This window comes from Polaribacter butkevichii (assembly GCF_038024105.1).
GTDB lineage: Bacteria > Bacteroidota > Bacteroidia > Flavobacteriales > Flavobacteriaceae > Polaribacter > Polaribacter butkevichii.
In genome coordinates this window covers 1,856,971-1,870,477 of the sequence record NZ_CP150661.1, presented here as the reverse complement: position 1 = coordinate 1,870,477, position 13,507 = coordinate 1,856,971, and the positions used below count along the sequence as shown (strand labels likewise).

The following is a 13,507-nucleotide window of genomic DNA, read 5'->3' as shown; positions in this document are numbered from 1 at the left end:
AAATAAAAAAGTATTAAGCTATTCTAGTCTCGTAGCTCAGCTGGTTAGAGCGCTACACTGATAATGTAGAGGTCGGCAGTTCGAGTCTGCCCGGGACTACAAATAACTAAAATACTAAGGAAATTCTGGAAGTAAGAGGATTCTACATTCATAATTTAGGATTTATTCTGAATTTCATAATGGGGGATTAGCTCAGCTGGCTAGAGCGCTTGCCTTGCACGCAAGAGGTCATCGGTTCGACTCCGATATTCTCCACCAGGTCAATTAACAATGACCGTTTAACATTGATCAATTTTGTATTGATAATTGTTAACTGATAATTGTTTAATTGAAAGAAAGTTCATTGACATATTGGTAAAATGATATCGTAAGAATCAAATAGATAGAGAACGATTAGATTTATCTAATCAAAAATTTTTTTATAAAAATATAAAAGAGTTCATTGTAGAAGCAATTCTACAGCAAAAAGTACAATAAGTTAAGTAAGGGCGTATGGCGGATGCCTAGGCTCTCAGAGACGACGAAGGACGTGATAAGCTGCGAAAAGCTACGGGGAGGGGCACATACCTTTTGATCCGTAGATATCCGAATGGGGCAACCCGTCATGTTGAAGACATGTCACCACGTAAGTGGGGTAAACCCGGTGAACTGAAACATCTAAGTAACCGGAGGAAGAGAAAACAATAGTGATTCCGTTAGTAGTGGCGAGCGAACGCGGATTAGCCCAAACCAAAGTTGTTACGGCAATTTTGGGGTTGTAGGGCCACGATATTCGAAGATAAGTGAATTAGAACTGTTTGGAAAGACAGACCATAGAGGGTGATAGTCCCGTAAAAGTAAGCAAATTTAAGATAGTGGTACCCTGAGTAGTGCGGGACACGAGTAATCCTGTATGAATCCACCGGGACCATCCGGTAAGGCTAAATACTCCTGAGAGACCGATAGTGAACTAGTACCGTGAGGGAAAGGTGAAAAGAACCCTAAGTAAGGGAGTGAAATAGAACCTGAAACCGTACGCCTACAAGCGGTCGGAGCAACTTCGAGTTGTGACGGCGTGCCTTTTGCATAATGAGCCTACGAGTTACTGTTTCTAGCAAGGTTAATTGATTAAGTCAAGGAGCCGTAGCGAAAGCGAGTCTGAATAGGGCGCTTTAGTTAGTAGTAGTAGACGCGAAACCGAGTGATCTACCCATGGGCAGGTTGAAGCTGTGGTAACACACAGTGGAGGACCGAACCAGTTGACGTTGAAAAGTCTTTGGATGACCTGTGGGTAGGGGTGAAAGGCCAATCAAACTCGGAAATAGCTCGTACTCCCCGAAATGCATTTAGGTGCAGCGTTGAGTAAAAGTTTTATAGAGGTAGAGCTACTGATTGGATGCGGGGGCTTCACCGCCTACCAATTCCTGACAAACTCCGAATGCTATAAAATGTTTCTCAGCAGTGAGGGCATGGGTGCTAAGGTCCATGTCCGAGAGGGAAAGAACCCAGACCATCAGCTAAGGTCCCCAAATATATGTTAAGTTGAAAAAACGAGGTGAAATTGCTTAGACAGCTAGGATGTTGGCTTGGAAGCAGCCATTCATTTAAAGAGTGCGTAACAGCTCACTAGTCGAGCGATTTCGCATGGATAATAATCGGGCATAAACATATTACCGAAGCTATGGATTAACGTTGAAAGACACGTTAGTGGTAGGGGAGCATTGTAACCTGGGTAGAAGGTGTGCTGTGAGGCATGCTGGACTGGTTACAAAAGAAAATGTAGGCATAAGTAACGATAATGGGGGCGAGAAACCCCCACACCGAAAGACTAAGGTTTCCTCAGCGATGCTAATCAGCTGAGGGTTAGTCGGGTCCTAAGGCGAATCCGAAGGGAGTAGTCGATGGATAACAGGTTAATATTCCTGTACTTCTTATAATTGCGATGGGGTGACGGAGTAATGAAAGCACCGCGAACTGACGGAATAGTTCGTTGAAACATGTAGCTATTAGTTTTGTAGGTAAATCCGCAGAATTAGGTGAAGTGTGATAGTACCAAGCGTCTTCGGACAATTGGATAGTGTGCCTAAGGGCTTCCAAGAAAAACCTCTAAGCTTCAGATTATAAGAACCCGTACCGTAAACCGACACAGGTAGTTGGGATGAGAATTCTAAGGTGCTCGAGAGATTCATGGCTAAGGAACTAGGCAAAATAGACCCGTAACTTCGGGAGAAGGGTCGCCCTGTAGCAATACAGGGCCGCAGTGAAAAGGTCCAGGCGACTGTTTATCAAAAACACAGGGCTTTGCTAAATTGAAAGATGATGTATAAGGCCTGACACCTGCCCGGTGCTGGAAGGTTAAGTGGAGGGTTTAGCTTCGGCGAAGATCTGAAATGAAGCCCCAGTAAACGGCGGCCGTAACTATAACGGTCCTAAGGTAGCGAAATTCCTTGTCGGGTAAGTTCCGACCTGCACGAATGGTGCAACGATCTGGACACTGTCTCAGCCATGAGCTCGGTGAAATTGTAGTATCGGTGAAGATGCCGATTACCCGCAGCGGGACGAAAAGACCCCGTGAACCTTTACTATAGCTTAGTATTGGCTTTGGATAAGTAATGTGTAGGATAGGTGGGAGACATTGAAGCGGCGTCGCTAGGCGTTGTGGAGTCGTCCTTGAAATACCACCCTTTGCTTATCTAGAGTCTAACTCAGAGATGAGGACAGTGCTTGGTGGGTAGTTTGACTGGGGTGGTCGCCTCCAAAAGAGTAACGGAGGCTTCTAAAGGTACCCTCAGTACGCTTGGTAACCGTACGTAGAGTGCAATGGCATAAGGGTGCTTGACTGAGAGACATACAGGTCGATCAGGTTGGAAACAAGAGCATAGTGATCCGGTGGTTCCGCATGGAAGGGCCATCGCTCAAAGGATAAAAGGTACTCCGGGGATAACAGGCTGATCTCCCCCAAGAGCTCATATCGACGGGGGGGTTTGGCACCTCGATGTCGGCTCGTCACATCCTGGGGCTGGAGAAGGTCCCAAGGGTTGGGCTGTTCGCCCATTAAAGTGGCACGCGAGCTGGGTTCAGAACGTCGTGAGACAGTTCGGTCTCTATCTGCTGTGGGCGTTAGAAATTTGCGTGGATCTGACTCTAGTACGAGAGGACCGAGTTGGACTGACCTCTAGTGTACCTGTTGTTTCGCCAGAAGCATAGCAGGGTAGCTACGTCGGGAAGGGATAAGCGCTGAAAGCATATAAGCGCGAAACCCACCACAAGATGAGATTTCTTTAAAGGGTCGTTGGAGATTACAACGTTGATAGGTCATAGGTGTAAAGGCAGTAATGTCATAGCCAAGTGATACTAATAACCCATAGACTTATGTACGCTTCCCGCCGAAAGGCGGGAGCACAGACTCTTTATTTATAAGACGATTTAGATATTATTTTACCATATGTTAACTTATACTTTAGCAAAAGCTAAAGAGTTATGAGTTATAAGTGTTGAGTTATGAGTTGGAAAACTTTAAAACTTGGAACTTTAAACTTAGAACTAAAATCTTAGGGTGGTTATAGCATTGGGGCTCACCTCTTCCCATCTCGAACAGAGAAGTTAAGCCCAATAGCGCCGATGGTACTGCATTTATGTGGGAGAGTAGGTCGCCGCCTTTCTTTAATACGGACTAATGTCCGTATCTTTAAACCTCAATTCTTAACGAATTGAGGTTTTTTTATGCATGAAAATTAAGGGTATATTAGGATTTTACACTACCAAAAATAGTTTGACTCCATTTTTTAGACTATTAAGGTGTATACTTGTGTGGTCTGTTACTTTTATAGGTGATTTGTAATAACTTAATCATATATAGTTTACATAATCGTAAAATTGAATTCTTATTGTGTTTTTTATAGATTTAATTTCTTTTAGCACTTTCTGTATAAAATTATTGATTAATCTTATAATAATTTTTATCGTTTGTTTTGATGTAAAAAAGTATTTAATTTTATGAGGGCAAGTTTTCTATTATTTGGGTACATTATTATGCCTTTTAAATATCTTTCTATAACTTATGGTTGTTTTTTGCGTGAAGGATTGCAGTGAAAAGCCCACAGTGAGGTACGAACGAGGACTTGCAACGTAAAGCCTGACCATTTTTATTACGAATTATTATTTCTATTAAGATTCTTCAATAAAAAATGGGCACGCCCTAGATATTAATTAATTGATTTTTTATGGTAGAGATAATCTTTAATCATAAAAAAAACCTGATACAATATGTATCAGGTTTGCTTCTTTAATTATTTTTTTATAAAATTATTGTTTTATTATTTTTTTGGTATATGTTTTACCGCTTGTACCTTGTGTTGTTATTAAATAGAGTCCGTTTGTGTATTTTGAGAAGTTTAAACCTACTGATTCTTCATCTGATTTATATTTTTCTGTAAATACTGTAGCACCATTTGTATTTATTATCTTAATACTTTCTATGGTATCATTTTCTAGTCTTATTATTGTATTATCTATAATTGGATTGGGATATACACTTGCTTTTTGTAGAGTGTTTGTGTTTTTAGTTGATTCTTGACCATTAGGTGTTAATCCATTTAATATAGCATCTATAATTTCTTGCTCTTGAGCGTCTGTTAATCCTGCATTTTGATTTGTTTTACTATTAAAGGTTAATTGATATGTAAAACCGCTATCATAACATCCACAAGCAGGTGTATACATTCCTATGATATATAACTTATTATCATTAAAAGTATAACCAGGGTAATTAGTTGTTAAACTCCATGTATTTGTTGATGTTGTACCTGCAAAAGGAGGCAAATTACTACCAGTGTTATTACCATGTGCAAAGGTGCTCCAATCTATTACTATAGAAGGATATGAAGATACTTCTGCAACATACCAATGATAATCTGTACAGTTACCATGTAATTTATCATCTGTTGTTCCGTTTGAATTTAATGAACCTGTAATAGCTTTTGTAAGACCATCATGTTCTACTGTAATTGCTAAATTTGGGTCTTCTACTTCGCCTACATAAATATCATCTATAGCTAAATCATTTCCATCTCCATTACCTGTTTCATTTAAAATTATCTTTACAGTTTCTGTTGTACCTGTTGCAGTAAAGTTAATTGTTTCTGTTTGCCATGCGCAAGGGTCTGTAGTTGCCATGTTAACGGTAAACATTGCGTTAGAACTTGCTGCTTCTAAGGTTACTTGTGGTTTTATATCAAAGGTACATTGAGGCATGTTTTTAAAATTAGCACATACTTTATATGTTTTACCTTTTTCTAATCCTGTTAATGTTTGTTCCCATACGATGCTTGAACCTGCTTGTTGTGTTTTTCCGTTTACTACCAAAAATTTATTATTGCTAGCATAGGTTGTTGGGTCTGAGCAATAAGAGTGATCTTTAATATTTGCTCCGAAAGCGGTTGCTGTTGTTGTTACATTGTATTCTCCTGGAAATGTTGTAGCTGTTTGAGAATAATCGCTAGAAAAACCTGTGTTTCCTGCTTCAAAATTTGCATTGTCGACTAAGTTTGTAGCATCACAACAATAAGCTCCATCATTATTATCACAAAAACAAACATCATTATTTATTCCAGGTGTTTGTCCATCTTGAACTCCTAATACTGGATTTGAAGAATATTGTGTTACTGTTTGTAAATTTCCATTTAAATCTACTAAATCAAAAGTTAATTTAGTTACTATATCGTAACATGTACCAGAAGTTTGGTTTGGAAACAATGCTGCTGCTATATTAAAAGAATAGTTATTTGATGTAATTGTAGGTGTATTATTTGTTGCAACAATTGCGTTGCTTTGATAAATATCTAGCGATATGTTTACATTAACGGCACCTTTAGGAACATCAAAACTACCACCATAAGTGTTTTTTTCATCGATACATTCTTTTCCTTTTAAATCTAAATCGATATATCCTTCATTGGTGTTTTTACATTCTTTACATACATCATCTATATAGGTATACCCTTTATGACCACCTGCAGAACAATCTGAATTAATAAACATTACCACAACCTCTTGACCTATTTTACTAGATAAGTCTAAATATGCACAACGCCAGTCTCTATAATAAGTTCTTCCAGAATTTACGGCATTAATAAATGGGTTACTTGGGTTACCGATATCTATTATTTTATCTATAGTATTACCAGACATATCTACTGCTTCTGCGGCAAAAAACACTTCAGATCCGTTGGCATCTCCATTGGTTCCAGAATGACTTTTATCCATTACTATAGCATATTGAAAATAATATTTAGCATTTTCTGCTGTAACTACAAAACGTTTTGCCACAGCTTCTGCACTGTGACCTGCAGCATCATTACCTAGACGTAAAGATTTTGTTCCTGATGTACCGGGTGCAGTTCTTTGTAACGGATAAGATGGACTAGCTGTTGATATTATAGGGTCTAGACCAGAAAGCTGAATGGATGTATGATTTTGACCATGTGCAGGACCTGTAAAAGGTAAAGCTGCTACACCTGGGTTTAAAATTAATCCGTTTTCTATAGGTAACGTTTGTATAGAATGTTTTAATCCTATACCTGTCCATCCAGCATAATCATCTTCGAAACCACCATTTTTACATGCATTTTCTGATAATGGAATTTTATCTAATATAGATTTTATTTGTGCAGAAGATTTTAATGTTGGTTTGTATTGATCTTCTATAAAAATATTAATTTCTTTAGCTAATCTTGGTTTAGTCCATTGTATATCATATTCGTAGTTTAATTTACGTTCTTTTATTTGAATAATAGTGTCTTTGTAAATTTGTGCACTTACTACATTGGTTATTAGTAATAGTGCTACAAGGATAAATTGTGTAGTTGTTTTCATAATGTTTGGTTTAAATTTCCTACTCTTAATTGAAGACTTTTCGGATACCGTCTTTGTGTTTGTTTTATAAAATACTTATTTTTATAAATGATGTTTTTTGTACACAAACTCTTGGTTTGTTTTTAAATTTGATAATTTCTTATTCAATTGTGTTTTCATGATTTTTAGGTATTTGATTAGTTTTTCAAATTTAGTTTGTTCTTTTAACTCTAAGTACAGGCGAATCCTCCTTTAATAAAGGTATTTACACTGTTTTATAAATTGTAGTTGTTTAGAGTATTCTTATTGCTTAGTAACTAGAGAGATAGTTGTTTTTGTAGCATATGCATATTTGAAGGAATGTATTAGTTTCTACTTATTTTAAACAATTTTTAGAAACTAATCACTAAATGGGAAGATTTAGTTAAATTAGAAATGATAAAGTAGTGTTTTTTTTTATTTGATATAAATTTGTATGTTTGGTTAACCAAATTGGTTTACCAGTTTGTTTTTTGAAACAGATTTATTTTTTTGGATTTACAATATCTATATCTAATTATCATTTTTATGAAAAACATTGTCTTTATACTTATCATTATTTTTACTTTAAGAACTGTTAATTTTTCTGCTCAAGAACAAATAGTGTCTAATATTACAGAATACAATAACACTATTAAATCAGCAAAAGCCGGAGATATAATTGTGTTAAAAAAAGGAGTTTGGCAAGATGTTGAATTAAATGCATTTGGAAAAGGTGAAGAAGGAAAACCAATTTTAATAAAAGCGGAAGTTCCTGGAGAAGTAATTATAACAGGTAATTCTACTTTAAACATTTATGGAGAATATGTAATTGTTACTGGTTTATGGTTTAAAGATGGGCATTCATCCTATAAATCGGTTGTACAGTTTAAAAAAGATTCAAAAACTTTTGCTAACAACTGCCGTTTAACAAATTGTACTATTTCTTATGTTACCGTTGATGATGGAATAAAAGATCATTGGGTAGACCTTTGGGGTAAGAATAATAGAGTTGATCATAATAACTTTACAGGAAAAACGAGTCCGGGTACAACTTTGGTTGTTTGGCTTAAAGGACAAGAACATACAGAAAATAATCATAGAATAGATAATAATATTTTTGGACCACGAGAAGAATTAGGTACAAATGGAGGTGAAACCATTAGAATTGGTACCAGTACCAACTCTAAAAAATCTTCGAAAACTTTAGTAGAAAGAAATGTTTTTGCCAATTGTGATGGAGAGATAGAAATTATTTCTAACAAGTCTGGAGACAATATTTATAGAGATAACTTATTTGTAGGTAGTAAAGGTGCTTTAACTCTTAGGCATGGTGATAATGCGTTAGTAGAAAGAAATGTGTTTTTAGGAAATGGTGTTTCTAAAACAGGGGGAGTTAGAATTATAAATTCTAATCATATCATTAGAAATAATTTATTTGTTGGTTTAGAAGGTGATGGTTTTAGAGGACCAATTGTAGTTATGAATGGTGTACCAAATTCGCCTTTAAATAGGTATGAACAAGTTAAAAATGTAGATATTCAGAATAATACAATTATAAATTCGGGGCCTATTTCTTTTGGAGAAGGTAAAGATTCCGAAAAAACGTTAGCTCCTATTAATACTAACTTTTCTAATAACTTAATTTATAATACCAAAACAGGGAATAACATTTTGTTTGTTGATGATGTTTCTGGCATTAACTTTAAGAACAATTATATAGATGTACCTACAAAACAAAATTTAGAAGGTTTTATCGCTACAAAAATAGATTGGAAGGAACTTGGGGCTTTTCTTATACCTACAGCAAATAACCAAAATTTACTAGTTACTTCTAAAAATGATAAAAGTTTTAATAAGGATATTACCAATGCTGTTCGTACAGTGTTTACTGCAGGTGCTTTTAATTTAGATTCTAAAAAACTACCCAAAGCTTTAAAGTTAAGAGCAGGTACAACTTGGACACCTACTATTGTTGCTCCAATTGTAAAACCTGTTGAAATTTCGGTGGCACCAGGTATAGAAACACTAAGAAAAGCAATTGATAAAGCAGCACCAGGATCTATATTAAATTTAACTTCTGGAGAGTATATTTTAGAAAAGAAAATTAAAGTTTCTAAAAATATTACAATTGTTGGAGACAAAAATGGAGAAACAATTATAAAAGCAAAAAAAGATTTAGATAAACCTATTGATTATCTTATTAGAGTTAACGAAGGAGTTCATTTAAATCTTAAAAATGCTATTTTAGATGGAGAAAATTCTAATTTAAAATATGCTATTGTTTCTCCGGATAAACAAGAAGCAGGGTTGTATAACTTGTTTGTAGAACATGTTACGTTTCAAAACTTTACAAACAAAAAAGGAGGAAGTGTCTTTAAGGCTTATAATGGTACTCAAGCAGATACTTTAAGTTTTAAAAACGCTAGTTTTAAAAATAATTATAGGGGTTTAAATTTATCTTATGATAAAGATATTATGGGTAAATACAATGCAAATACTATTATTATAGACAATTCTATTTTTGAAAATATTGAAGAAGCAGCTATAAATTATTACAGAAAAACGGTAAGCCCAGAAATACCAGGAGGAAATTTAATTGTAAAAAATTCTATTTTTAGTAATGTTTATAATGATGAAAAAGGTAAAATTATTAGAACAGACGGAATTGGAAGTGTAGAAATTACAAATTCTGTTTTTGAAAACAGTTTTAAAGTTACAACTCCTATTTCTTTAAAAGGATCAAATAATAGTATTTCTAATTGTTTAATTTATAACAGCGGTTTTGTAAAATTAAGCGGCAAAGCTAAAAAAGAAAATATACTTTATAAAAACCCAAAATGGGAAGATAAAGCTCTTTTTATCCCTAGTAAAAAATCTTTATTATTAAAGAAAAATAATAATATTGATACGATAGGTCTCATTAATTAAGGACTGTTTTTATTTAAAACTACTTAATAATCAATTTGTTATTTTTTCTGATGATTAAGGCATGAAAACAACATCTGCTCTAAATTTTCCGCTCTAAATTTTTTAAAATCAAATTAAGTGCATATATTTGGTAAACCAATTTGGTAAACCAATTATATGCATTTTTTATGATTCTCAAAAAAACAGTTTTAGTTTTTACTTTCTTAAGTTTTTTTACACTGATTTGTTGTACTTCTAAAGATGATGCTATAGAAGAATTACCCGTTAAAATTGAAGAAGAAGATAATAATGAGGGAGACAATTTGGTAAATTATGCAGATATAGATTTTTCTATTTGGAAAGTAACTTTACCTGTAGATGAAGATAACAATGGTAGTCCGGATGAATATAAACCAGATGAATTAATAAATGGAAAATACAGAACTATAAAAGCTGTACAACCCTACATGTATGATGATACAACAGATGCTTCTATTGTTTTTTATGCATTTCCATTAAACGCTACAGCTAATAGTAAGTATTCTAGAACTGAATTAAGAGAGTTAATTAAGCCTTCTGACTCTAAAGTTAATTGGACTTTAGAAACTGGTGGAACTATAGTGGGGAAATTGAAAATGCTAGAAGTCTCTAAAGACAAATCATCTTCTAGTGAATATCATAGAGTAATTGTAATGCAAATTCATGGTGTTATTTCTATTGAAGATATGCAAAAACATGGTTTTTCATCAAATAATGGTCCACCTTTAATAAAAATGACCTGGATTGATGGAGATTTATGGGTTTATAAAAAATCTTTGGTAAACGAAAATACAACAGGAAATAATCTATTAGATGTATCTAGTAGTACTTGGACTGACGAAAAATACAATATGGGTACCGTAGGTTTTAATGAGTTTCAATTTAGTATTAAGGCAACTAAAGGAAAAATCGAATTACAACTAAACAATGAAAATCCTTATATTTATGAAGACATAAGTTTAGCCAAATGGCCTTTTCAAAATTATTACAAAGCAGGAAATTATCTGAATACAACAGATTCGGGTGCTTTTTCTAAATTAAAATATTATTCTTTATCAGTATCACATTAATCATTTATATAAATTTTTATGAAAAAATCATTTCTAATTATCAGTTTATTTTTAACACTTCTTTCTTGTAAAGAAAATGTTACAAATGAAATTATAGTAGGTAATAATTCAGAATTAATTGAAGCAACAAAAAATGCAAAAGCAGGTGATGTTATTGTTATTAAGAACGGCACCTACAAAAATGTAGAAATAGAGTTTATAGGTGATGGAACAAAAGAAAAGCCTATTGTTTTAAAAGCAGAAACACCAGGTAAAGTTTTTATAGAAGGGGTTTCTAATTTAGAAATTGGTGGTTCTTACCTGCAAGTAAGCGGACTTTATTTTAGAAAAGGGTATTCGCCAACAAAAGACGCTATTGCTTTTAGAGTAACAGAACATAAAGTAGCAAATTATAGTAAAGTTACTAATTGTGTAATTTTAGATTATAACCAATTACAGAGAGATAAAGATGATTTATGGGTTCAGTTTTATGGTACACACAACGAATTAAGTAATTGTTATATTGCTGGTAAAACAAACGGAGGACCAACAGTAAGAGTAGATTTAAAAGGAAACCAAAGTATTAGAAATTACCACAAAATTATAAATAATCATTTTGGGCCAAGACCAAGAAAAGGTGGAGCTAGAGGAGAATCTATACAATTAGGAAGTAGTTTTACATCTATGTCTCCAAGTAACACAACGATTGCAAATAATTTATTTGAAGAATGTAATGGTGAAGTTGAAATTATTTCTAGTAAAACAAATTTTAATATCATTAAAAACAATGTCTTCTATAAAAGTGAGGGTTCTGTAGTTACTCGTCATGGTAATTATGCTACCATTGATGGTAATTATTTTATTGGTGACGGTATTAATAAACAATTTGGTGGAATTAGAATTGTAAACACAGGTCACTGGATTATCAATAACTATTTTTATAATATTATTGGAGAAAATTTTAGAAGTCCGTTAGCCGTTATGAACGGAATTCCTAAATCTCCATTAAACAGATACAATCAAGTAACAGATGTTGTAGTGGCATATAATACTTATGTAAACTGTAAATCGCCTTGGCAATTTGGTGTTGGAACAAATATTGCACAAGCCGCAGTGTTGCCAAAATCAGAAATTCGTTCTGCAAGAGCATTAAGAACTGTTGTTGCAAATAATGTAATTTATAATAAAACAGGAGATAAAAACCCTATTATAGAACATGATAAAGCTGATGGTGTAACTTTTAAAAATAACATTATTAATAATCAGGGTGTAGATTTTGATAATGCTAAAAGAATACAAGCAAGTAAATTTGAGTTAACAAAATTAAGTGAAAACATCTACATTCCTCAATTAGAAAGTGGTTTAGAGATTTATGATGGGTTTGGTTTTGATACCATTACCGAAGATCTTTTTGGGAATTCTAGAACAAAATCAAATTCTATTGGAGCAACCATTCAAGGTCAGTTAAAAGACCCTTTAATTTTAGATAAAACAAAATATGGAGCAAACTGGTATTCTAATGTAATAGAAGTTAAAGAACCTACAGTTATTGTGGTTACAACTGCTAAAGGAGATTTAGAAGAAAAAATTGCAGCAGCAAATCCAGGAGATATTATAGCTTTAAGCGCAGGTAAATATACGGTTGATAAATCGATTGTAATTAATAAAACAATTACCATTCAATCTAAAGAAAATGAAAAAGCAGAAATTGTTTTTACAGGATTAGAGAACGGACCAGCATTTGAATTGAATCCTTATGGTGTTTTAAATATCAAAAACATTGTACTTACAGGAAATGGTAAACAATTACTTTTTGCAAGTTTAAAAGAAAACATGTTTAATCATTTTGGTTTAAGTGTAACCGGATGTGAAATTAATAACTTTAATTATGTTTTAAAAGCTTACAAACAAACATTTGCAGAAACAATTACTTTTACAAATACGTTAATTTCTAATTGTGAAAACGGAATTGAATTATCTGAAGAAACAAATGATAGAGGAGATTACAATACAGAATATTTAACTATTGAAAATTGCAACTTTATAAACGTACAGCAAAACGTCATAGATTATTATAGAGGTGGTTATGATGAGTCTACTATTGGTGGAAACTTATTAATAGCTAATAGTACTTTTACAAATTGTGGAAGCAAAGAAAAAAACGGTATGTTATTAAATCATAGAGGTATTGTAAATGTTAATATTACTAAAAATGTATTTAAAAATAATAAAGTTAAATATGTTTCTATTTTATGGGGAGCAAAAAATAATGTAGAATCTAAAAATACATTAAGTAATTCTGGTAAAATAAAAACTGAAGAAAATTTAGTAATGAAATTGATGTATTAATTCTCATTCCCCCGCCCATTTTTTATGATATTAATTAGAAGTTTTCTTTTGTTTTAATTTATAAAATTGGATTAGTTAGTTCCGTAAAAATATTTATCAAGTAATTTTTTGAATTAGTTACTTTATAAAGCCCATTTATTTTATTAGATGGGCTTTTTTTTGCTGTGTTTTTTATTAAAAGTTACTTTTTACAAGCTTATTTATGTTAAATCCATTTATTTCTATCTTATTATTTTGTTAAAATATCAAATAAGCATATATTTGGTAAACCAATTTGGTAAACCAATTTAATATTTATGCTGTAGTTAATA

4 protein-coding genes, 2 tRNA genes and 2 rRNA genes are annotated in these 13,507 nt (G+C 33.1%); 7 read left to right on the top strand and 1 reads right to left on the bottom strand.

Features of this window, described 5'->3' with window-relative positions; genetic code table 11:
* Positions 1 to 25: 25 nt before the first annotated feature.
* The 4 genes from WG951_RS07840 (at position 26) to rrf (ending at position 3,641) form a co-directional block, all read left to right on the top strand.
* A tRNA-Ile gene (locus WG951_RS07840) sits at positions 26 to 99 on the top strand.
* An 82-nt stretch (positions 100 to 181) separates the two neighbouring features.
* Positions 182 to 258: transfer RNA gene (locus tag WG951_RS07835), tRNA-Ala, on the top strand.
* A gap of 213 nt (positions 259 to 471) precedes the next feature.
* Positions 472 to 3,357 (top strand): 23S ribosomal RNA (locus tag WG951_RS07830).
* Between the two features lie 174 nt (positions 3,358 to 3,531).
* A 5S ribosomal RNA gene (gene rrf, locus WG951_RS07825) occupies positions 3,532 to 3,641 on the top strand.
* A 643-nt stretch (positions 3,642 to 4,284) separates the two neighbouring features.
* Here the strand turns inward: rrf and WG951_RS07820 are convergent.
* Positions 4,285 to 6,852 (bottom strand): T9SS type A sorting domain-containing protein, encoded by a 2,568-nt coding sequence (locus WG951_RS07820; protein WP_105050325.1) that lies wholly within the window; start codon positions 6,850 to 6,852, stop codon positions 4,285 to 4,287.
* Positions 6,853 to 7,398: 546 nt separating this feature from the next.
* Between WG951_RS07820 and WG951_RS07815 the strand changes: the two genes are divergently transcribed.
* The 3 genes from WG951_RS07815 to WG951_RS07805 all read left to right on the top strand — a co-directional run bounded on the left by WG951_RS07815 (position 7,399) and on the right by WG951_RS07805 (position 13,196).
* Positions 7,399 to 9,780 (top strand): polysaccharide lyase 6 family protein, encoded by a 2,382-nt coding sequence (locus WG951_RS07815; RefSeq protein ID WP_105050326.1) that lies wholly within the window; start codon positions 7,399 to 7,401, stop codon positions 9,778 to 9,780.
* Between the two features lie 167 nt (positions 9,781 to 9,947).
* Positions 9,948 to 10,868, top strand: coding sequence for a polysaccharide lyase family 7 protein (locus WG951_RS07810; RefSeq protein WP_105050327.1), 921 nt, complete (start codon positions 9,948 to 9,950; stop codon positions 10,866 to 10,868).
* 18 nt (positions 10,869 to 10,886) lie between these two features.
* On the top strand, positions 10,887 to 13,196 hold the full coding sequence (locus WG951_RS07805) for a chondroitinase-B domain-containing protein (RefSeq protein WP_105050328.1): 2,310 nt from the start codon (positions 10,887 to 10,889) through the stop codon (positions 13,194 to 13,196).
* Positions 13,197 to 13,507: the final 311 nt, after the last annotated feature.